Source organism: Kitasatospora sp. NPDC057738 (assembly GCF_042798815.1).
Classification (GTDB): domain Bacteria; phylum Actinomycetota; class Actinomycetes; order Streptomycetales; family Streptomycetaceae; genus Kitasatospora; species Kitasatospora lactacystinica.
In genome coordinates this window covers 106,489-130,268 of sequence record NZ_JBHVJT010000010.1, presented here as the reverse complement: position 1 = coordinate 130,268, position 23,780 = coordinate 106,489, and the positions used below count along the sequence as shown (strand labels likewise).

The 23,780-nt window shown below is 76.9% G+C and carries 6 protein-coding genes (1 of these 6 running past the window's edge); 5 read left to right on the top strand and 1 reads right to left on the bottom strand.

What is annotated here, in order from left to right; translation table 11 throughout:
- Window positions 1-2 precede the first annotated feature (2 nt).
- Entirely contained in the window at window positions 3-1,049 is a 1,047-nt protein-coding gene (locus ACFVGO_RS08035) for a lactonase family protein (RefSeq protein WP_359903902.1), read from the bottom strand.
- A 280-nt stretch (window positions 1,050-1,329) separates the two neighbouring features.
- On the opposite strand from ACFVGO_RS08035, the gene ACFVGO_RS08030 reads away from it, so the two are divergent.
- From ACFVGO_RS08030 to ACFVGO_RS08010, 5 genes are all read left to right on the top strand, one after another.
- The gene (locus ACFVGO_RS08030) at window positions 1,330-3,159 is read left to right on the top strand and encodes a glycoside hydrolase family 15 protein (protein WP_359903900.1); all 1,830 of its coding nucleotides are present in this window, start codon (window positions 1,330-1,332) and stop codon (window positions 3,157-3,159) included.
- Window positions 3,156-4,526, top strand: a complete 1,371-nt coding sequence (locus tag ACFVGO_RS08025; protein WP_380631104.1) for a glucose-6-phosphate dehydrogenase — start codon at window positions 3,156-3,158, stop codon at window positions 4,524-4,526. The genes ACFVGO_RS08030 and ACFVGO_RS08025 overlap by 4 nt, the downstream gene beginning before the upstream one ends.
- 8 nt (window positions 4,527-4,534) lie before the next feature.
- Complete coding sequence (locus tag ACFVGO_RS08020; protein ID WP_380631103.1) at window positions 4,535-5,086, top strand: gluconokinase; 552 nt, start codon at window positions 4,535-4,537, stop codon at window positions 5,084-5,086.
- A 797-nt stretch (window positions 5,087-5,883) separates the two neighbouring features.
- Window positions 5,884-7,251, top strand: a complete 1,368-nt coding sequence (locus ACFVGO_RS08015) for a serine hydrolase domain-containing protein (protein ID WP_380631102.1) — start codon at window positions 5,884-5,886, stop codon at window positions 7,249-7,251.
- A gap of 175 nt (window positions 7,252-7,426) precedes the next feature.
- A protein-coding gene (locus tag ACFVGO_RS08010) for a non-ribosomal peptide synthase/polyketide synthase (protein WP_380631101.1) crosses the window boundary here: on the top strand, window positions 7,427-23,780 show its 5' portion. It continues 1,361 nt past the right edge of the window; only the first 16,354 of its 17,715 coding nucleotides appear in the window; it begins with the start codon at window positions 7,427-7,429; its stop codon lies off the right edge, out of view.

Below are 23,780 nucleotides of genomic sequence, written 5' to 3'. Positions count from 1 at the left end.
GGTCAGCCGAAGAGCACGGTGGACGCCGACGGGACGGCCAGCGAGCCCGCCCGGCGGGGGACGCCCGTCGCGCCGTCCACCTCGAACCAGGTGACGTCGCCGGAGTGCTCGTTCGCCGCGTACAGGCGGGTGCCCGTGGGGCCCAGCACCAGGTCCCGCGGCCAGCGGCCGCCGCAGGGCACCGAGGTGACCACCCGGGCCCGCTCGCCCGTCCCGTCGAGGGCGAGCACCACGATGGTGTCGGTGCCGCGCTCCGCCGCCCACAGGAACCGGCCGTCGGGGGAGACCACCGGGGCCGACGGGGAGACCGGGCCTTCGAAGCCCTCGGGGAACAGCGGGACCTCCGCGACCGGTTCGAGGGCCCCGGCCGCCGCGTCCCAGCGGCAGACCGTCACCACGGGGCGCAGCTCGCCGAGCACGTACGCGTGGCGGCCGGAGGGGTGGAAGGCCAGGTGCCGAGGACCGGTGCCGGGCGGCAGCGCGGTCTCCGAGTGCGGGGCCGGCCCTCCCGTCGCCGGGTCCAGGGCGCAGATCCGCACCGAATCGGTGCCGAGGTCGACCGCGAGCACCCAGCGCCCCGACGGGTCGGGGAGCACCTGGTGGGCGTGCGGGGCCCGTTGGCGGTCCGGGTGCGGCCCGCTGCCCCGGTGGCGCAGCACGGTGCTCGGGGGCCGCGGGGTGCCGTCGGCGGCGAGCGGCAGCACGCTGACGCTGCCGGAGCCGTAGTTGGCGGTCAGCAGCCGGCCCCGGGCGAGGCTCAGGTGGGTGGGGTGGTCCCCGTCCACCGGGACCGGGGCGCCGAGCGGGCGGGGAACCGGACCGGCGATGTCGTAGGCGGTGACGGCGCCCGGCGCCGTCTCGGACACGGCGTAGAGCACGGGGCCGCCCGTGGCGAGCCCGAGGGCGAGGTAGGACGGGTCCACGGCGTCGACGGCCCCGGTGGCGGTCAGCGCCCCGGTGTCCGGGTCCAGCGCGGCCAGGACGATCCCGCGCCCGCCCGTCGAGGTGAACGACCCGATGAAGGCCCGCTCCGCGCCCCTGTCCACCACAGCAACCTCCGCCGTCCGCCGTCCATCGTCCGGGCTCAGACGCTAGCAGCTGCCCCACCGTGCCCGGCAGGGCCGCGCGGGCGGCGGCGGGCCGCGGGGGCCGGGGTCTTTCACCGGAATGCACCGCAGCCGGCAGCGGCCGGATCGCGGACCGGCCCGATCCCCGGGAAGGTGGGAGCCGTCGGCCGCGCGGCCGGTCACCGGCCGCCGGCGGAGCGGGAGCCGCACCGGGACCACCTCCCCCTCGACCGACTCCCCGGCACTGCGGAAGCGAGGCGGCATGCACGACCCCGACCCACCGTTCCGGCCCGTTCACCGGCGCCAGGGCTACCTGCCGCTGGAGGACCTCGGCCTGATCGGGAACGGCGCGACCGCCGCCCTGGTCGGCCTGGACGGTGCCATCCCGTGGCTGTGCCTGCCCCGGTTCGACTCCGAACCGCTGTTCTGCGGCCTGCTGGACCACGCGCGCGGCGGGCACTTCACCCTCGCCCCGGAGGACCTCGTCGAGGCCAGGCAGCGCTACGAACCGGACACCGGCGTCCTGATCACCGAACTGCGCGGCCCCACCGGCCTGGTGCGCGTCACCGACGCGCTGACCCTGCGCTCCGGCGCCGACCTCACCGACGACGTACCGGCCGACCGGGGCGAACTCGTGCGCTCCGCCGTGGTGGTGGACGGGACCGTCCGGCTGCGCGCGGAACTGGAGCCGCGCGGCGGCGCGCAGGCCCGGGCCCTGTTCAGCGGACTGGAGGTGCGGCCCCACCGGCGCCCGGACCTGCGCCTGCACCTGCGCTCCAACCGTCCGCTGACCGGCCTGCACAGCACCCACGAGCTGCGGCAGGGCGAACGCCTGGACCTCGTGCTGTCCTGGGGCCGCTTCCACCGCCACCACCGCTTCGACGCCGACGCGACCCTGAAGGGCACCGCCGAGGCCTGGCGGCGCTGGATGGGGCACTTCTCGTACGACGGCCCCCGGGAGCCCCTGGTCCGGCGGGCCGCGATCACCCTGAAGCTCTGCGACGACTGGGCCAACGGCTCGCTGGTCGCGGCGCCCACCTCCTCGCTGCCCGCGCCGATCGGCGGGATCCGCAACTGGGACTACCGCTACAGCTGGATCCGCGACGCGGCGTTCGCCGTGTTCGCGCTGCGCCGGATCGGCTTCCGGGGCGAGGCCGACGCCTTCCTCGGCTGGGTCCTGGACGCCTTCGAGGCCAGCCGGGGGCCCCGGATCATGTACGACCTGCGGGGCGGCCCGGTGCCGGACGAGATCGAGGACGGCGAACTGGAGGGCTACCAGCGTTCCGCCCCGGTGCGCTGGGGCAACGGCGCGACCGACCAGCGCCAGCACGACGTGTACGGCGAGATCCTGGACTGCGCCGAGCAGTGGCTGCGCGCCGGCGGCGAGATCCAGCCCGCGCTCTGGGCCGGCCTGGCCAAGCTGGCCGACACCGCCGGGCAGGCCTGGCGGCAGCCGGACCAGGGCATCTGGGAGGTGCGCAGCGAGGGCCGGGTGTTCACCTACTCGGCGGGCCTGTGCCAGGTGGCCCTGGACCGGGCCGCGCGGATCGGCGAGCGGCTCGGCCGGCCCGCCGGGACGGACCGCTGGCGCGCCTCGGCAGAGGAGCTGCGCCGGCTCATCCTGGAGCAGTCCTGGGACGAGGACGCCGGGACCCTCAGCGCCCACCTGGACGGCGGCGGCGCGCTGGACGCGAGCCTGCTCGCGCTGCCGCTGCGCCAGGTGGTGCCGGCCGACCACCCGCGGATGGTGGCGACCGCCGCGGCCGTGGCCGAGCGCCTGTCGGCGGGCGGCGGGCTGCTCTACCGCTACCTCCACGAGGAGTCCCCGGACGGCCTGCCGGGCGACGAGGGCGCCTTCGTCCTGTGCAGCTTCTGGCTGGTCGAGAACCTGGTCGGCCAGGGCCGGATCGAGGAGGCGGAGGAGCTGTACGACTCGCTGTGCTCCCGGGCGAGCCCGCTGGGGCTGATGTCCGAGCAGATCAACCCGTCCACAGGAGAGTTCATGGGCAACTTCCCCCAGGCGTTCAGCCACATCGGGATCATCGCCGGCGGTGTGAGCCTCGGCCGGGCGAGGACGGGCGGGCGGGGATGATCGACCGGCTCGCGATCCTCGGCGCGACCGGGGACCTCAGCGCCCGCTTCCTGCTGCCGGCGCTGGCCGCGCTGCGGGCGGCGGGACACGTCGGCGACTCGCTGCGGGTGACCGGGGCGAGCAGGGAGGACTGGGACACCGAGCGGTACCGCGGCTGGGCCGCGGCAAGGCTCGACCGGCACGCCGGCGACCTCCCGGCCGGGGCCAGGGAGGCGGTGGCGGCCGCCGTCCGCTACCGGCGGGCCGACGTCACCGACCCCGCGGACGTGGCCGCGGTCGTCGCCGGCGAGGGGCCGGTGGCCGTCTACCTCGCCCTCCCGCCGGCCCTCTTCCCCGCCGCGATCACCGCCCTGCACGCGGCGGGCCTGCCGGCCGGCAGCCGGATCGTGCTGGAGAAGCCGTTCGGCGAGGACCTGGCCGGCGCCCAGGAACTGAACCGGCTGCTCGCCGAGCTCCTGCCGGAGCGGGCGGTGTTCCGGGTCGACCACTTCCTGGCCATGACGACCGTCCAGAACGTCCTCGGCAGCCGGCTGGCCAACCGGGTGCTGGAGCCGATCTGGAACAGCACCCACATCTCCGAGGTGGACATCGTCTGGGACGAGACGCTGGCGCTGGAGGGCCGGGCCGGGTACTACGACCAGGTCGGGGCGCTCAAGGACATGATCCAGAACCATCTGCTGCAGCTGCTCTGCCTGGTGGCCATGGAGCCGCCGATCACGCTCGGCGAACGGGACCTGCGCAACCGCAAGGTGGACGTGCTGCGCTCCGTACGGCCGCTGACCGAGCACGACGTGGTGCACCGCACCCGCCGGGCCCGCTACCTGCCCGGCCGGATCGGGGAGCGCGACGTCCCCGCCTACGCCGAGGAGGAGGGCGTCGACCCGGAGCGCCGCACCGAGACCTTCGCCGAGGTGGAACTTGAGCTGACCAGCTGGCGGTGGGCCGGGACGAGGTTCCGGCTGCGCAGCGGCAAGGCCCTGGGCGAGGACCGCAAGGAGGTCGCGGTGCACTTCCGCCCGGTGCCCCACCTGCCGTTCGGCCGGGGCGAGGAGGCCCGGCCCAACGTGCTGCGCTTCGAACTGGAGCCGGAGGGGCTGACCCTGGACCTGACCGGCATCGGCGCCCACGCCCACGGGCTGGCCCCGTTCTCGATGACCGCGCGGATGGACCCGCAGGAGCTGCCCGCCTACGGCCGGCTGCTGCTGGACGTCCTGAACGGGGACCCGGCGCTGTCCATCCGCGGCGACGAGGCGGAGGAGGCCTGGCGGGTGCTGGAACCGGTGCTGACCGGCTGGGAGCGGGGCCTGGTGCCGCTGGAGGAGTACCCGGCCGGCTCGCAGGGGCCGCCCCCGCAGTTCTGGGGGTAGGGGCGCCGATGGCCCGGGGCAACGAGCGCCGCGCCCCGTGCGTCGTGGTCATGGGGGTGGCCGGCACCGGCAAGTCGACGGTGGGCCGGCTGCTCGCGGAGCGCCTGGGGGTGCCCTTCGCGGACGGGGACGACTTCCACCGGCCGGACTCCATCGCCCGGATGGCGGCCGGCATCCCGCTCGACGACGGGCGGCGCCGGCCCTGGCTGGAGGCCGTCGGGCGGTGGCTGCGCGAACGGGACGCGGCGGGCACCGGCGGTGTGGTGACCTGCTCCGCGCTGAAGCGGCGCTACCGGGACGTCCTGCGGGAGGCCGGCCCGGACGCCTTCTTCCTGCATCTGACGGGGAGCCGCGAGCTGCTGGTGGAGCGGATCGGCGGGCGCACCGGCCACTTCATGCCGGGGTCGCTGCTCGGTTCGCAGCTCGCCGCGCTCGAACCGCTCCAGCCGGACGAGCGGGGTGCGGTGCTGGACGTCGGCCCGGCCCCCGGGGTGCTCGTCGACGCCGCGCTGGACCTGTTGTCGGGTCCGGGCGGTTTCACTCACGGCTCACCCGATTGATTCCGTTGTATTCCGGCACTTCCGTCACAGTCGTCCGGGAAATCACTCGGATATTGCTGCGAATAGCTGTTCGAGTGGCTGGTGAGATCTGAACCTCATATTTTCGGCCAAAGAATTCGAGCCCGTTCTCGGGTGCTCCGGGCACGGCCGGGAGTCGCACCAGGGATTTTGGCGTTCCGATTACCGACGGAGTCGCTTTCCGTTCAATCGGAAGGGGTTGCGAGCGGCTGACCCGCCGTGAAGACTGTTGCGCGTTCGTCGTCCGGGCGTTCGGGACGGCAGGGATTCTGCGGCTCCCCGGCCGCGTCGGCGCGTTCCGCACGACGGGTGCGGGGACGGATCGCAAACAGGGGGGATGGACATGCCGGGTACGGCCATTGCGCAGGTGGGGGCCGGGAGAGCGGCTGGTCGCCGGGGGACGGGATTCTGTCCGACCGTTCCGGCGGGGTAGGGTATTCGGCCGTTCGCGGTTCACCGCGCGCCGGCCCGCCGTTCATCGTGCGGCGGGGAATTCGGGTCGCATTCGCACCGTCCGCCCCGGGCACGTCGATGCGCCCCCGGAACGGCTCCGCGAGGGCGGGTGCGGCGCCCGGTCGCCGGTGCCCCGGGGATTCCCGATGCCGGGCCGGCCGGTCGTGGGCGACGGGGCATCCCGCGATTCCCCTCGTTCCCGCGCGTCCTGAAGCGGGCGGCGCCGACGGCCGGAAATTCCCCGCTGTGCCGCACTCCGATCCGCAATTCCCTTGCGGGCGCCCGGCGCGCCCGCACCCGAGAACCAGTCAACGGGAGCTTCCGCCATGCCCTACGCCAGTCCGGCGCCCGTACGAGAACGGGTTCCGCAGGTCCTGCGCAGCGAGCTGCAGCACCGGCTCGACACGCTCGCGCGCGCCCACCGGGTGCCCGGTGCCCAGCTGGTGCTGGACACCGGCGCGGAGACCGTCGCCCTGCACACCGGGGTGGCCGACACCGCCACCGCGGAGCCCTTCACCGAGGACACCGCCGTTCCGGTGGGATCGCTCACCAAGCCCTACACGGCCGCCCTGGTGATGCTGCTCGCCGACGACGGCGACCTCGACCTCGACGAGCCGGCCGCCGAGTACCTTCCGGAGCTCCGGCAGCTGCCTGAAGTAACGATTCGTCACCTCCTGGGCCACACCGGCGGACTGCCCACCGGGCCGGACTCCGACGCCGCCGCCCGCACCACCGCCACCCGCTACCTGTCCGCCGTGTGCACCGCCCCGGACGCGCTGTTCCGGCCCGGGACGGACTTCTCCTACTCCAACGCCGGCTACGTCGCCGCCGGGCGCCTGGTCGAGACGGTGACCGGGATGCCCTGGCAGGAGGCGGCGCGCGCCCTGCTGCTCGAACCCTTCGGCACCGGGCCGGTGTTCGTCGACACGGCCGCGCCCGGGCGACCGGTCGCCGCCGGCCACGCGCTCAACGCCGCGACCGGCCGGCCCCGGGCGGTCCGGCAGAACCTGGCCCCGCTGGAAGCCCCGGCCGGCGCCCTGCTGGCCAGTGCCGCGGACCTCGCCGCCCTCGGCGCCGCCCTGGTCGGCCGGTCCAAGACGCTGCCCCCGGACGTCGCCGAGCTGATGCGCCGCCCGCAGCCCGCCGCCCGGCCCGGAGCGCTCGCGGACGGCTGGGGCGCCGGCGTGGCGCTCTACCGGCAGGACGGGCGCTTCTGGTGCGGCCACGACGGCAACGCCATGGGCACCTCCTGCCACCTGCGGGCCGACCCGGACAGCGGAGTGGTGGTCGCCTTCACCGGCAACGCCGGCGCCGCCACCGCGCTCTGGCGCGAGCTCGCGGCCGAACTGGAGGAGTCGGCCGGGCTGCGGGTGCCCGCGGCGATCGAACCGGTGGACGCGCGCGGACCCGTGCCGCTCGCCGAACCCGGGACCCTGGCCGGATGCGCGGGCGACTACCGCAACGGCTCGGTCCGCTACCGGATCGAGGCGGCCGGCGACGGAACGGCCACCCTCTCGGTCGACGGCGACCCGCCGATCCCGCTGCGCTGCTACACCGACCTCTCCTACGACCTGCTCGCCCCCGACACCGGCCGCCCCGAGCCCGGCGGACGCTTCCACCGGGACCTGGCCACCGGCCGCGTCGACCGGGTGCAGGTCTCCGGGCGCACGGCCCGCCGGGCCGCCGCCGGCTGAGCCGGTCGGCCCCGCAGCCGTACGCCCGACCCCCGCACCGCCTGCCCACCGCACTGCCGCACCACCGTTCCGCTGTTCCACCGTGTTCCCGTTCCCCTGTTCCTCCGGGCCCGAGGGCGGGCTACCGCCTGCCCCGGTGCCCTCGTCGTCGCCCCCATCGGAAGGACCTTCCGCCATGGCCGACCGGCCTGCCCGGCCCGTGCACCCGTCCGCCCCGCCGCAGGCCGGCGGCACCACCGAAGTCCCCACAGGCACCTCCCCGACGCCCCGGACCCTGGACGCGCTGTTCGCCGCCCAGGCGGCCCGCACCCCGCTCGCGCCCGCGGTGACCGACGGCCGGCGCAACTGGACCTACCGGGACCTGGCGGAGCGCGTCGAGCGGCTGGCCCGTGACCTGCGCCGGCGCGGCGCCGGCCCGGAGCGGACGGTGGCGCTGGTCCTGCCGCGCTCCATGGAGCTGGTCGCCGCCGAACTGGCCGTCGTCCGGGCGGGCGCCGCCTTCCTGCCCGTGGACCCGGCCTACCCCGCCGAGCGGCGGGCGCTGATGCTCGCCGACGCCGCCCCCGCGATCGTCCTGGACGACCCGGCCGCCGTGAGCCGGGCCCTGGAGACCGCCCTGCCCGCGGGCCCGGACGGGCCGGGCGCCGCGGACGGCACGGGCGATCCGGCCCCGGCCGGCACCGACCACCCGGCGTACGTGATCTACACCTCGGGCTCCACCGGCACCCCCAAGGGCGTCGTCGTCACCCACCGGGGGATCGCCGGCTTCACCGCCGCGGCCGTCGAGAACTACGCGCTGCGGCCCGGCGACCGGGTGCTCCAGTTCTCCTCGCCCAGCTTCGACGCCTCCGTCCTGGAACTGTTCGTCTCCGTCCTCACCGGCGCCACCCTGGTGATCCCCCCGGACGGCCCCTGGCTGGGCGAGGAGCTCGCCGCCGTCCTGGACGAGCACCGCATCACCCACACCCTGATCCCGCCCGCCGCCCTGGCCACCGTCCCCGCCGGCGCGGGCCGCCACCTGCGCACCCTGATCGTCGGGGCCGAGGCCTGCTCCGCCGAACTGGTCGACCGCTGGGCGCCCGGCCGACGCATGATCAACTCCTACGGTCCGACCGAGGCCACCATCGTCGCCACCTGGACCGGCCCGCTCACCGCCGGCGCCGGTTCACCCACCATCGGCGGCGCCCTGCCGCACGCCCGGGTGTACGTGCTCGACGAGGCCATGCGGCCCCAGCCGCCCGGCACCGACGGCGAGCTGTACCTCGGCGGCGAGGGCGTCGCCCGCGGCTACCTCGGCCGACCCGGCCTGACCGCCGCGCGCTTCGTCGCCGACCCCTTCGGCGCGCCCGGCGCCCGGCTCTACCGCACCGGCGACCGGGCCCGCTGGAGGGCCGACGGGGAACTGGAGTTCCTCGGCCGGCTCGACCGGCAGGTCAAGGTCCGCGGCTTCCGGATCGAACCGGGCGAGATCGAGGCCGCGCTGCGCGCCCACCCCGCCGTCGACCAGGCCGTCGTGACGGTCCGCGAGGACGAGCCCGGCCACACCCGGCTGGTCGGCTACGCCACGCCCGCCGACCCGCGGCACGCCCCCGACCCGGCCGAGCTGCGCACCGCCCTGGCCGCCGCGCTGCCCGCCCACCTGGTGCCCGCCGCCGTCGTCGTGCTGGCCGGGTTCCCGCTCACCCCGCAGCTCAAGATCGACCAGCGGGCGCTGCCCGCGCCCGCCCGGCAGGCCGCCGCCGGGAGCACCGCCCCGCGCACCGAGCGGGAGCGGGCCCTGGCCGCCGTCTGGGCCGAGGTGCTCGGCCACGACGCCGTGGGGGTGGAGGACGACTTCTTCGACCTCGGCGGCGACTCCGTCCTCGCCGCCCGCACCCTGACCCGGATCACCGAACGCCTCGGCGTCCGGCTCACCCTGCGCGACGTCTTCACCGCCCGCACCGTCGCCGCCCTCGCCCCGCTGCTCGACGCGGTGCCCGCCGCCGCACCGACCGGGCCGATCCCGCCCGCCCCGCGCGGGGAGCCGCTGCCGCTGTCCAGCGCCCAGCGCCGGCTCTGGTTCCTGGACGACGTCGCCCCCGGCGGTACCGGCAACCACACCGGCGTGGCCCTGCGGCTGCACGGCGCCCTCGACCGGGACGCCCTCGACCGGGCCCTGCGGCGGCTCACCGCCAGGCACGACTCGCTGCGCACCACCGTCGCCAGCCTCGACGGGCAGCTGGTGCAGCGCGTCGCCGAGCGGGCGGAGCTGCCGCTGCGCACCGAGGACCTCGGCGCCCTGCCCGAGGAGGAGCGCGCCCCGGCGGCCGAACGCCTGCTGGCCGAGGAACTGGAACGGCCCTACGACCTCGCCCGGGGCCCGCTCGCCCGGGCGCTGCTGGTCCGGCTCGCCGCCGAGGAGCACCTGCTGCTGCTGGCCCAGCACCACATCGTCACCGACGGCTGGTCGGTGGGCGTCCTCACCCGCGAACTGGCCGCCCTCTACCGGGCGGAGGCCACCGGCGAACCCGACGCCCTGCCCGCCCCCGCCCTCCAGTACCCCGACTTCGCCCACTGGGAGCAGCACCGCCGGACCGACCACGCACCCGACCTCGCCTACTGGAAGCACACCCTCGCCGACCTGCCGACCCTGCGCCTGCCCACCGACCGCCCCCGGCCCGAGCAGCGCACCACCAACGGCGCGGCGCACCGCCACCGGCTGCCGGCCGACCTGGTCGACCGGCTGCGCCACCTCGCCGCCGGCCGCGGCACCACGGTGTTCACCCTGTTCGCCGGGGCGTGCGCGCTGCTGCTCTCGCGCCACTCCGGCCAGCGGGACGTGGCCTTCGGCACCGTCACCAACGGGCGGGACCGGCGGGAACTGGAGGAGGTGACCGGCTTCTTCGTCAACACCGTGGTGCTGCGCGGCGACGTGGACGAGCGGGCCACCGTCGACGACTTCGTGGCGGGCATGCGCACCACCCTGCTGGACGCCTTCGCCCACGCCGAGGTGCCTTTCGACCGGGTGGTCGAGGAACTGGCCCCGCCCCGCGACCCCGGCCGCACCCCGCTGGTCCAGGTCGTCGTCGTCCAGCAGACCCCCGTCACCCCGGCGCCCGCCGGGGGCCTGCGCTTCGCCGAGCACCCGCTGCCCCGCCCGGCCGCCCGCTTCGACCTGGTGCTGGAGTTCACCCCCGACGACGACGGCGGCTGCACGCTGACGGCCGAGTACAACACCGACCTGTTCGACCGGCGGACCGTGACGGCGCTGGCGGACCACCTGCACCGCCTGCTGGCCGGGATGGCGGACGGCCCGCAGCGCACCCTCGCCGAGCTGCCGCTGATCCCCGAGGAGGAGCAGCGGGTGCTGCTCGACGCCTGGAAGCCGGACACCGCGCTGCCCGGGGCGCTCACCGCGTCCGGCCTGCCCGGCTGGACCCGCGGCTACGTCCTCGACCGCGCGATGCGCCCCCAACCCCGGGGCGTGCCGGGCGAGTTGTACCTCGCGGGCGACTTCCACGAGCAGCCGGAAGGCGCCGCCGGACAGTTCGTCGCCGACCCGTACGGCGCGCCGGGGGAGCTGCTCCACCGCACCGGGGAGCTGGTGCGGTGGACCGCCGGCGGCGAGCTGGAACACCTCGGGCGGGTCGAGCAGTGGGCGAAGCCCCGCGGGCTGCGGACCGACCCGGACGAGGTGGCGCGGGCGCTGCGGCGCTGCCCCGGGGTGGCCGAGGCGGCCGCCGTCCTCACCGACGACCCCCGTCGGCTGGTCGGCTACGTGGTGCCCGTCCCCGGCGGCCGGGTCGAGCCCGAGGCGGTGCGCCGCACCCTCGCCCTGACCCTGCCCGACCACCTGGTCCCCGCCGTCGTGGTGCCGCTGCCCGCCCTGCCGCTGGGCCCCGACGGCACCCTCGACCGCGGCCGGCTGCCCGACCCCGGGCCGGCCGCCGGCGCCGTCCGCCACGTCGCCCCCCGCACCCCCGCCGAACGCGCGCTCGCCGGGATCTGGGCCGAGGTGCTGCGGCTGGAGCGGGTCGGCGCCGACGACAACTTCTTCGACCTCGGCGGCGACTCCATCCTCGGCATCCAGGTGGTGGCCCGCTCCCGGCAGGCCGGGCTGGCGCTCACCTCCCGGGACCTCTACCGCCACCAGACGGTCGCCGCGCTCGCCCTGGCCGCGGAGGACGCCGAGGCGCCGCCCGCGCCCGCGCCGGCGGCCGCCACCGGGGAGGCCGTGCCGACCCCGATCCAGCGCTGGTGGCTCGGCCGGGCCGCCGACCGGGCCGGCCACTTCGGCCAGGCGCTCTCCCTGCTGCTGCCCCGCGACCTGGACCGGGCGGCCCTGGAGGAGGCCCTGAACGACCTGGTCGCCCACCACGACGCGCTGCGCTCGGCCTTCACCGCCCCGGACGGCGCCGGCGCCGCGCGCTGGCACATCCGGGAGCCGGCCGCCCGGCTCACCCTGGCCCGGCACACCGGCCCGGACCGGGACACCCCGCACTTCGGCCCCCACGACCTGGGCGGCGGCGGGCCGCTGCTGCGCGCCGTGCTGCACGAGCGCGCCGGGGACCGGCCCCCGGTCCTGCACCTGGCCGTCCACCACCTGGTGGTCGACGGGGTCTCCTGGCGGGTGCTGCTGGAGGACCTCGACACCGCCTACCGCGCCCGCCGCGAGGGCCGGGACGGGGCGGCCGCCCTGCCGGGCAAGTCCTCGCCGCTGCGGCAGTGGGCCGAGCGGCTGAGCGCCTTCGCCGCCGCGGGCGGCTTCGAGGACGAGACGGAGTACTGGGCCCGGGCCGTGCCCGGGCAGCCCGACGAAGAGCCCGGGCAGCCCGCCGCCGAACCGTTCCCCGCCGAACTCGACGGCCCCGACACCTACGCCACCGAACGCTCCGTCACCGTCCGGCTGAGCCCCGCCGACACCGCCGCCCTACTGCGCACCCTGCCCGACACCTACCGCACCCAGGCCAACGACGTGCTGCTGAGCGCGCTCGGCCGGGCGCTGTGCGGGGCGAGCGGGCTGGAGCGGGTCGTGGTGGACGTCGAGGGCCACGGGCGCGAGGAACTGTTCGCCGAGCTCGACCTCGGCCGTACGGTCGGCTGGTTCACCACCCGCCACCCCGTCGCCCTGGCCGTGCCCGCCGGAGCCGACTGGGACACCGTCCTCAAGCAGGTCAAGGAACAGCTGCGCGCCGTCCCCCGGCGCGGCCTCGGCTTCGAGGCGCTGCGCTACCTCGGGCGCCCCGGCACGGCGCCGGAGGTCCCGGCCGCCCGGATCGGCTTCAACTACCTGGGCCGCATCGCCCTGCCGGACGACCCGGACGGGCTGTTCCGCGGCACCTTCCGGCCGCTGGAGCTGGACGCCGACCCGGACACGGAACGCCCCCACCCGCTGGAGGTGGTCGGCCGCCTCGACGGCGACGCGCTGGAGTTCACCTGGTTCCACTCCGCCGCCGTCCACCGGAGCGGGACCGTCGAGGCGCTGGCCCGGCGCTTCGCCGAGGAACTGGCCGACCTCGCCCGCCACGCGGCCCGCCCAGGCGCCGCCGGGCGCACCCCGTCCGACTTCCCGCTGGCCCGGCTCGACCAGGCGGCCGTGGACCGGATCACCGGCGCCGACCCGGGCGCGGTGGAGGACGTGCTGCCGCTCACCCCGACCCAGTCCGGCATGCTCTTCCACGGCCTCGCCGAGGAGGACAGCGGCGCCTACTTCCAGCAGCTGGACTTCGTCCTCGACGGCGTGCCCGACCCGGCCCGCCTCGCCGCCGCCTGGCAGTGGGTCACCGACCGCACCGCGGTGCTGCGCGCCCACGTCCGCTGGCAGGAGGTGCCCGAGCCGCTGCTGGTGGTGCACCGCCGGGTGGCCGTCCCGGTCACCCACCTGGACTGGCGCGAACTGCCCGAGCAGGAGCGCCGCGACCGGCTCGCCGAACTGCTGGACCGCGACCGGGCCCGCGGCCTCGACCTGGCGCGGGCCCCGCTCCAGCGGCTGCTGCTGATCCGGCTCCCGGAGAGCCGGGTGCGGGTGCTCTGGTCCTTCCACCACCTGGTCCTGGACGGCTGGAGCCTGTTCCAGGTGCTCTCGGACGTCTTCGCGGCGCACGCCGCCCTGGCCGGGCCGGGACGGGACGGCGAGGTCCCGTACGGCACCGTGCCGGAGCGCCGGCCCTACCGCGACTACCTGGCCTGGCTGGGCGAGCGCGACCACGCCGAGGCCGAACAGCACTGGCGCACCCGCCTCGCCGGGCTCGCCGAGGCGACACCGCTGCCCTACGACCGCGAGCCGGTGCAGAGCCACCGCGCCGAGTCCACCCGGGCCGTGCCGTTCACCCTGCCCGCCGCCGCGACCGGGGCGCTGGAGGACCTCGCCCGCGGCTCCGGGCTGACCTTCAACACCCTGGTCCAGGGCGCCTGGGCGGTGCTGCTGGGCCGCCGGGCGGGCCGGGCCGAGGTGGTGTTCGGCACCACCTCCTCCGGGCGGCCGCCCGAGCTGCCCGGCGTCGAGACCATGACCGGCCTGTTCATCACCACCCTGCCGGCCCGCACCGCGGTGCCCGCGGACGGCACCCTGGTCGACTGGCTCCGGACCCTGCAGCGGGAGCAGAGCGAGGACCGGCGGTACGGCTTCGTCCCGCTCACCAGAATGCGGGCCGGCACCGAACTGCCCGAGCGGACCGGCCTGTTCGACAGCCTGGTGGTCTTCGAGAACTACCCCGTCGACGAGGACGCGGCCGACGCCCACGGCCTGCGGCTGCGCGACCTGGACGGGATCGAGACCACCAACTACCCGCTCACCCTGCTGGCCTACCCGGGCCCGGAGCTGTCCCTGCGGCTCTGCTACGACCCGCGGCTGTTCGACGAGTCCACGGTGCGGCAGCTGGCCGGACAGCTCACCGCCGTCCTGACCGCCCTGCCCGAGGGCGCCCACCGCCCGCCGGCCCGGCTGCCGCTGCTGACCGGCGAGGAACGCCGGCGTGTCCTGGCCGACTGGAACGCCACCGCCGTCGACGAACCCGCCGCCGACATCGCCGAGCTGTTCGCCGCGCAGGTGCTCCGCACCCCCGCGGCCGTCGCCCTGGAGGCCGGCGACCTTCGCCTGACCTACCGCGAACTCGACGCCCGCGCCGCCGAGCTGGCCGGACGGCTGACCGCGCACGGGGTCCGGGTGGAGCAGCCGGTCGGGGTGCTGATGGAACGCTCCGTCGAGCTGGTCGTCGCCCAGCTGGCGCTGGTGCGCACCGGCGCGGTCTACGTGCCGCTGGACGGCCGGGCGCCGCGCGAGCGGCTGCACCGGATGCTGGCCGGGGCCGGTGCCGACCTGCTGCTCACCGACGCCCACCGGGCCGGCACGGCCGCCGAGCTGCGCCCCGCCGGGCAGGTGCTGCGGGTGGACCTCCCCGGCGACCGGCCGCCGGTGGCGGCCCCGGCGGCCGTCCACCCCGACAACGTCCAGTACCTGATGTTCACCTCGGGCTCCACCGGCACCCCCAAGGGCGTCGCGGTGCGCCGCCGGGACGTCGCCGCGCTCGCCCTGGACCGCGCCTTCGCCGGCCACGACCGGGTGCTGGTGCACTCCCCGCACGCCTTCGACGCCGCCACCTACGAACTGTGGGTGCCGCTGCTGCGCGGCGGCACCGCCGTGCTCGCCCCGCCGCAGGACCTGGACGCCGCCGCCGTCCGGCACGCCGTCACCGAGCGGGGCGTGCGCTGCCTGTGGCTGACCGCCGGCCTGTTCCGGCTGCTCGCCCAGGAGGACCCGGGCTGCCTGCGCGGCGCCCACGAGGTGTGGACCGGCGGCGAGGCGGTGCCCGGCGCCGTCGTCCGCAAGGTCCTGGCGGCCTGCCCCGGCCTCACCGTGGTCGACGGCTACGGGCCCACCGAGACCACCACCTTCGCCACCCGCCGGGCCTTCCGGGCCGGCGACGAACTGCCCGCCGTCCTGCCCATCGGCCGCCCGCTGGACAACACCCGGGTGTACGTCCTGGACGGCGCGCTCCAGCCGCAGCCGCCCGGCGTCACCGGCGAGCTGTACATCGCCGGGGCCGGCCTCGCCCGCGGCTACGCGGGCCGCCCCGGCGAGACCGCCGCCCGCTACCTCGCCGACCCCTTCGGCCCGCCCGGCGGGCGGATGTACCGCACCGGCGACACCGTCCGGTGGAGCGAGGACGGCGAACTGCACTTCGTCGGCCGCGCCGACGACCAGATCAAGATCCGCGGCTTCCGGATCGAACCCGCCGAGATCGAGGCCCGGCTCACCGCCCACCCGGCCGTCGCCGAGGCCGTCGTCTCGCTGTACCAGGACGCCGGGCGCAAGAGCCTCGCCGCCCACCTGGTGCCGGCCGAGGGCGCCGAGCCGCCCGGCGCCGCCGAACTGCGCGCCCACCTGGCCGCCGACCTGCCCGACTACATGCTGCCCGCGGCCTTCGTCACGCTGCCCGAACTCCCGCTCACCGCCAACGGCAAGGTGGACCGCCGGCGGCTGCCCGCCCCCGACCGGTCGGCGGGCGGCGACCGCCCCCACCGCGCCCCCGGCACCGACCGCGAGCGGCTGCTCGCCGCGATCTGGGCCGAGCTGCTCGGGGTCGAACGGGTCGGGCTGGACGACGACTTCTTCCTGCTCGGCGGCGACTCCATCCTGAGCATCCAGGTCGTCTCCCGGGCCCGCGCCGCCGGACTCGCGCTCTCCCCGCGCGACCTGTTCCGCCACCCCACCGTCGCCGCGCTGGCCGCGGCCGCCGGCAGCGCCGTCACCGTCGCCGGGACCGAACCGGTCAGCGGCGAGGTCGGCCTGACGCCGATCCAGCACTGGTTCCTCGACCCGAACCCGCCGCACGCCGAGCACTTCGACCAGTGCGTCGTGGTGGAGGCCCCAGGGGCCGTCGACCCGCAGGCCCTGCGCCGCGCGCTCGCCGCCCTGTGGGCCCACCACGACGCGCTGCGCTCCCGCTTCACCCGCGCCGGGGACGGCACCTGGCAGCAGCACTGCGCCCCCGCCGAGGAGAGCGCCCCCGAGCTGCTGGAGGTCCACGACCACGGCGCGGAAGCGGCGGTGACCGAGGCCGCCCACGCCTCCTTCCGGCTGGACGGCGGCCCGCTGCTCACCGCCCGCCTGTTCACCGCCCCGACGGCCACCGCGCCGGCCACCCCGCAGGCCGACGCGGCCGGCGCCCGGCCCGACCGGCTGCTGCTGGCCGTCCACCACCTGGCGGTCGACGGCGTCTCCTGGCGGGTGCTGCTGGAGGACCTGGAGACCGCCTACCGGCAGGCCGTCGAGGGCCGCCCGCTGCGGCTGCCCGCCCGCACCAGCTCCGTCCGGGAGTGGGCCCGCCGGCTGGCCGGGCACACCGCGGCCGGCGGCTTCGCCGACCAGCGCGCCCACTGGGCGGCCGCCGCCCGGGCCTGCGCCACCCCGCTGCCGGTGGACGGCGACGGCGGCAACACCGCCGCCGACCTGCGCGAGGTGACCGTCCGGCTGGACCGCGAACGCACCGACGCCCTGCTGCGCGAGGTCCCCGGGGTCTACCGCACCCGGATCGACGACGTGCTGCTCACCGCGCTCGGCCGGGTCCTCGCCGAGTGGACCGGGCGCGGCACCGTCGCCGTCGGCCTGGAGGGCCACGGCCGCGAGGACCGGCTCTTCGACGGCCTCGACCTGTCCCGGACGGTCGGCTGGTTCACCTCCCTCCACCCGGTCGCCCTCGACATCCCGCCGGGGGACTGGGGCACCGCCCTGAAGGCCGTCAAGGAACAGCTGCGGGCCGTGCCGGACCGCGGCCTCGGGTACGGCGCGCTGCGCCACATGGCCCGGGACGAGGCGCTCGCCGACGCCCCCGCCCCCGGCGTGAGCTTCAACTACCTGGGCCGCTTCGACTGGTCCGCCGACGGCGCCGCCCTGGTCCGCGCCGTCCCCGGCGGCCTCGGCGGCGCGGAGGCGCCCGGCACCGAGCGCCCCCACCTGCTGGACGTGGTCGCCCGGGTCGAGGACGGCGAACTGGAGATCGGCTGGTACTACAGCGCCGGCCGGCACCGCGCCGACACCGTCACCGCCCTGGCCGAGGCCATGCTCGACGCGCTGGAGCGGATCGTCGCCCACTGCGCCGAACCCGGCGCCGGCGGCCGCACCCCCGCCGACTTCCCGCTCGCCCGCCTCGACCAGGCGGCGGTGGACCGCATAGCCGGGGACGGCCGCACCGTCGCCGACGTCTACCCGCTGACGCCGATGCAGGCCGGGATGCTCTTCCACAGCCTGCTCGACCCGGACGGCGACACCTACGTCAACCAGGTCCAGCTGGTGCTGACCGGGGTCACCGACCCGCACGCGCTGGCCGAGGCCTGGCAGCGGACCGCCGACGCCAACGCCGTCCTGCGCACCCGGCTCAGCTGGCAGGACGGCGCCGAACCGCTCCAGGTCGTCCAGCACCGGGCCACCGTCCCGGTGACCCACCACGACTGGACCGGCCGCCCCGCCGAACAGGTCGAGCGGGACACCGCCCGGCTGCTCGCCGAGGACCGGGCGGCCGGGATCGACCTGGGCGGCGCGCCGCTGCTGCGGCTGGCCCTGATCCGGCTGACCCCGAACCGGGTGCGGGTGGTGTGGACCTTCCACCACGTGCTGCTCGACGGCTGGAGCGCCGCCCAGGTCTTCGACGAGGTCTGCGAGCGCTACGCAGCCCTGACCGCCGGACGCCGCCCCGCCCCGGTCGAGCGCGCGCCCTACGCCGACTACCTGCGCTGGCTGGCCGGCCAGGACCGGACGGCGGTCGAGCGGTACTGGCGCGACACCCTGGCAGGCTTCCCCGCCCCCACCGAACTGCCCCGGGACCGCCGCCCGGCCGGCGCCCACCGCGCCTCCTCCTCGGCCTCGGTGAAGGTCGCCCTCGGCCCCGAGCTGTCCGAGCGGCTGCGGGCCACCGCCCGGCAGGCCGGGCTGACCGTCAACACCGTGCTCCAGGGCGCCTGGGCGCTGCTGCTCTCCCGCTACGGCGGCGGCGAGGACGTGGTGTTCGGCACCATCGTCTCCGGCCGGCCCGCCGAACTCCCCGGCGTCACCTCGATGGTGGGGCTGTTCATCAACGCCCTGCCCACCCGGGTGCGGATCGACGACCGGCGCCCGCTGCTGGACTGGCTGCGGGAGGTCCAGGACCACCAGTCCGAGGCCCGCCGGCACGACGCCGTCTCGCTGGCCCAGCTCCAGGGCTGGAGCGAACTGCCCGGCGGCACCGCCCTGTTCGACAGCATCGTGGTCTTCGAGAACTACCCCTTCGACGCGCAGTCGCTGACCCGGCACGGCCTGGGCGTGGAGACCGAGCACGTGCTGGAGCCGACCAGCTACCCGCTCGGCGTGGTGGTGGCGCCCGGCGAGTCCATCGAGGTCAGCCTCGACCACGACCCGGCCGCCTTCGACGCCGCCACCGTCGAGCGGCTCGGGGCGAGCCTGCGCACCCTGCTCGCCGGGATGGCGGCCGGCCTCGACCGGCCGGCCGGCGAACTGCCGCTGCTGGACCCGGCCGAGGGACGCGAGCTGCTGGAACGCCTCGGCGGCCCGGTGCGCCGGGCGCCCCGGGGCACCCTGCCCGAGGCCTTCGCCCGGCAGGCCGCCCGCACCCCCGACGCCCCGGCCGTGCGCTCCGGCGACGGCCTGCTGACCTACCGGGAGCTGGACGAACGCTCCAACCGGCTGGCCCGGCTGCTGATCGCGGCCGGGGCCGGACCCGAGCGCTTCGTCGCGCTCGCGCTGCCCCGCACCGTCGAACTGGCCGTGGCGCTCCTCGCGGTGCTCAAGAGCGGCGCCGCGTACCTGCCGGTCGACCCCGGATACCCGGCCGAGCGGATCGCCTACCTCTTCGAGGACGTCCGGCCCGACGCCGTGATCACCGACGCCGCGACCGCAGGACGGCTCCCCGACGGCCCGTACGCCCGGATCGTGCCGGACGACCCGGCCTGCCGGGAACGGCTGGCCGCCGCCCGCACCGACGCCGTCGGCGACCCGGAACGGCACGGCGCCCTGCTGCCGGAGCACCCCGCGTACGTCATCCACACCTCCGGCTCCACCGGCCGCCCCAAGGGCGTGGTGGTCGCCCACGCCTCGGTGCTCGCCCTGACCGACTGGGCCGCCGCCGAGTTCGCCGGCCGGGGCCTGGAGCACGTGGTCGCCGCCACCTCGCTCAACTTCGACGTGTCGGTGTTCGAGATCTTCGCGCCGCTGCTCTCCGGCGGCTGCGTGGAACTCCTGCGCGACCTGCTGGCCCTGGCCGAGAACCCCGGCCCCCGGAGGGCCGGCCTGCTCAGCGCCGTGCCCTCGGCCCTCGGCGGACTGCTCGCCGACGGCGCCCTGCGAATCGGCGCGGACACCGTGGTGCTGGCCGGCGAAGGACTGCCCGCCCGCACCGTGCGCACCGTGCGCGAGGCCGTCCCCGGCTGCCGGGTGCTGAACATCTACGGCCCCACCGAGGCCACCGTCTACGCCACCGCCCACACCTGCGACCCCGCCGACCCCGACCGCGACCCGCCGATCGGCCGACCGGTCGGCGGCGCCCGGGCCTACGTCCTGGACGAGCGGCTGCGCCCGGTGCCCGTCGGCGCGCCCGGGGAGCTGTACCTGGCCGGCACCGGCGTGGCGCGCGGCTACCTGCGCCGCCCCGGCCTGACCGCCGGGCGCTTCCTGCCCGACCCCTACGGCCCGCCCGGCAGCCGGATGTACCGCACCGGCGACCGGGTGCGCTGGAGCGCCGACGGCGAACTGGACTACCTCGGCCGCGCCGACGACCAGGTCAAGGTGCGCGGCTTCCGGATCGAACTCGGCGAGGTCGAGGCCGCGCTGGCCCGCCACCCGCAGGTGGCGGCGGCCGCCGCCCGGGTGGTCGACCAGGACGGCCACAAGCGGCTGGTGGGCTACGCGGTGCCCCGCGACGGCGCCCTGCCCGACCCGGCCGAGTGGCGGGCCTTCCTCGGCCGCACCCTCCCCGACCACCTGGTGCCCGCCCTGGTGGTGCCGCTGGAGCGGCTGCCGCTCGGCGCCACCGGCAAGCTGGACCGGCGCGCCCTGCCCGAACCGGTCCCGGCCACCCGGGCCACCGGCGGCGACCGGCCGCCGCGCACCGGAACCGAGCAGGCCCTCGCCGCGATCTGGCGCGAGGTGCTGGGCGTGCCCGAGGTGAACGCGGACGACAACTACTTCGCCCTCGGCGGGGACTCCATCCTCGGCATCCAGATCGTCTCGGCGGCCCGCCGGGCCGGCCTCGCGCTGACCCCCCGGCACCTGTTCGCCCACCAGACCCTCGCCGAACTCGCCGCTGCCGCCGAACGCGCACCGCGCCCCGGCACGGACGCCGACCAGGGCGCCGTCACCGGCGAGACCCCGCTCACCCCCGTCCAGCACTGGCTGCTGGACACCCTCGACGGCGACCCCGCCCGGCTCACCCAGTCCGTCTCCTTCACCCTCGCCCCCGGCACCGAGGAGCCCACCCTGCGGGCCGCCCTGGCCGCCGTCCTGGACCACCACGACGCCCTGCGGCTGCGCTGCGAGCCGCTCCCCGACGGCCGGTGGCGCCAGTACGGCACCGAGCCCGGCCGGGCCCCCGACCTGCGGGTCCACGAGCTGCCCGCCGCCGGGGGCGAGGAACGCGAGAGCGCCCTGCGCGACCTCGGCGAGCGCCTCGCCCAGGGCTTCGACCTGGCCGCCGGGCCGCTGCTGCGCGCCGCGCTCTGCCGCTTCGCCGGCGACCCCCGCCCGGTGCTGCTGCTGGCCGCGCACCATCTGGTGGTCGACGCGGTGTCCTGGCGGATCCTGCTGGAGGACCTGGAACGAGCCCACCGCGCGGCCGCCGCGGGCCAGCGGCCCGACCTCGGCGCCAAGACCACCTCCTTCCGGGCCTGGGCCGAACGCCTCGCCGCGCACACCGCGGCCGGCGGCTTCGACGCGGAACTCCCGTACTGGCAGCGCCTGGCGGACGGTGCGGCCACCGCGCTGCCCACCGACCTCGACGGCGCCAACACGGCCGAGGCCGAGGAGTCGCTGACCTTCGCCCTGGGCGCCGAGGACACCCGCCGGCTGCTCCAGGACGTCCCGGAGGCCTACCGCACCCGGGTCAACGACGTCCTGCTCTGCGCCCTCGGCCGGGTGCTGGCCCGCTGGACCGGACGGAACCGGGTCCTGGTCACCCTGGAGGGCCACGGCCGCGAGGAACTCCTCGACGGCGTCGACCTGTCCCGCACCGTCGGCTGGTTCACCGCGATGTACCCCGTCGCCCTGGCCGTGCCCCCGGACGCGGACACCGGCACCGCCCTGAAGGCCGTCAAGGAGAGCCTGCGCGCCGTCCCGAACGGCGGCCTCGGCCACGGCGCCCTGCGCCACCTCAAGCCGGAGCCCGGCCTCGCGCTGCCGCAGATCGGCTTCAACTACCTGGGCCGGCAGGACCGGAGCGCCACCCCCGGCGGCCTGCTGCACGCCCCGGCCGGCCCGCTCACCGGCGGCATGGACCGCACCGCCCGCCGCCCCCACCTGCTGGACGTGCTCGGCCTGGTCGCCGACGGCCGGCTCTCCTTCACCTGGTCCTACTCCCGCGAGGTGCACCACAGCGGGACGGTCGCCCGGCTGGCCGCCGAACTGCTGGACGAGCTGCGGGAGATCGTCCGCCACTGCGCCGAACCCGGCGCCGGCGGCCGCACCCCCTCCGACTTCCCGCTGGCCGGCCTGGACCAGACCGGCGTCGACCGGCTGGCCGGCACCGGCCGGGACGTGACGGAGATCCAGCCGCTCACCCCCACCCAGACCGGCATGGTCGTGCACGGCCTCGACGAGGCCGAACACGGCCTCTACGTCGAGCAGATCACCTTCGTCCTGGACGGCGCCCGCGACCCCGGCCTGCTGGCCGCCGCCTGGCAGCACGTCGTCGACCGCACCCCGGTGCTGCGCACCTCCGTGGTGCTGCGCGACGTTCCCGTGCCGCTCCAGGTGGTCCACCGGCAGGTGACGCTCCCGGTCACCGAACACGACTGGAGCGCGCTGGGCGCGGCGCAGCGCGAAGCCCGGCTGGAGGACCTGCTCGCCGAACGGCGGGCCCACCCCCTGGCCCTGGACCGGGCCCCGCTGCTGCGGCTCGACCTGATCCGGCTCGGCCCGGACCGGGTCCGGGTGGTCTGGGCCTTCCACCACGTGCTGCTGGACGGCTGGAGCGTCTTCCACGTCCTCGCGGACGTGCTGGCCGCCCACGCCGCCCTCGCCCGCGGCGAGCGGCCCGAACTGCCCGAGCGCCGGCCCTTCGCCGACTACGTCGGCTGGCTCGCGGAGCGCGACACCGGCGCCGCCGTCGAGCACTGGCGCGGCGTGCTGGCCGACCTCACCGCCCCCACCGCGCTGCCCTACGACCGCCGCCCCGCCCCGGGCGACACGGCCCGCTCCGGGGACTGGCTCTCGCACCGGCTGGACGAGGCGGACACCGAGCGGCTCCAGGAGTTCGCCCGCCGCCACCGCCTCACCCTCAACACCGTGGTGCAGGGCGCCTGGGCGCTGCTGCTGTCGCGCTGGAGCGGCGAACAGCGGGTCTGCTTCGGCACCACCGTCTCCGGCCGGCCCACCGACCTGGCCGGCTCCGACGGCATCGTCGGCCTGTTCATCACCACCCTGCCCGCCCGGGTCGCCGTCGACGGCCGCCGGCCCTGCGCCGACTGGCTGCGCACCCTCCAGGAGGAGCAGGCCGAGGACCGCCGCTTCGACCACCTGCCGCTGGCCCGGATGCACGGGCTCGGCCAGGTCCCGCCGGGCACCGAGCTGTTCGACAGCCTGGTCGTCTTCGAGAACTACCCGGTCGGCGACGCCACGGCCGGCGCGCACGGCCTGCTGGTGCGCGAACTGGACGCCCGGGAGGCCACCAACTACCCGCTCACCGTGGTGGTCTCGCCCGGCGAGCGGCTCGCCGTGGAACTCGGCCACGACCCGCGCTTCCTCGACCGGGAGACCGCCCGGCGCCTCGCCGACCAACTGCTGCACACCCTGTCCGCGCTGGCCGACTCGGACGGCACCACCCCGCTGGACGGACTCGACCTGCTGCCGCCCGGCGAACGCGAGCGGCTGCTGCGCGGCCCGGCCCGCCCGGAGACCGGCCCGGTGCCCCCGGCGACCCTGCCCGCCCTGGTCGAGGCCGCCGTGGACCGGTGGCCGCGGGCCGTCGCGCTGAGCGCGGCCGGCCTGGAGCTGACCTTCGCCGAGGCCGAGGCCCTCGCCAACCGGCTGGCCCACCGGCTGATCGCCCGCGGCGCCGGCCCCGGGCGGCTCGTCGCCCTGCTGCTGCCCCGCTCGGCCGACACCGTGCTCGCCGAACTCGCGGTGGCCAAGACCGGCGCCGCCTTCCTGCCCGTCGACCCGCACTACCCCGAGGAACGGATCGAGGCGATGCTGCGCGACGCGGCCCCCGCCCTGACCCTGGACGCCAAGGAGGTCGCCGAGCTCCTCGCCGCCGAGCCGGCCGGCGCCCCCGGCGCCGAACCGCCCACCGGCGCCGAACTGCGCGCCCTGGCCGCCCGCTCGCTGCCCGGCCCCATGGTCCCCACCG

Excerpts from the sequence above, each read along its gene's own strand:
- ACFVGO_RS08030 (WP_359903900.1), top strand. The coding sequence starts at position 1,330 with ATGCACGACCCCGACCCACCGTTCCGGCCCGTTCACCGGCGCCAGGGC.
- ACFVGO_RS08025 (WP_380631104.1), top strand. The coding sequence starts at position 3,156 with ATGATCGACCGGCTCGCGATCCTCGGCGCGACCGGGGACCTCAGCGCC.
- ACFVGO_RS08020 (WP_380631103.1), top strand. The coding sequence starts at position 4,535 with ATGGCCCGGGGCAACGAGCGCCGCGCCCCGTGCGTCGTGGTCATGGGG.
- ACFVGO_RS08015 (WP_380631102.1), top strand. The coding sequence starts at position 5,884 with ATGCCCTACGCCAGTCCGGCGCCCGTACGAGAACGGGTTCCGCAGGTC.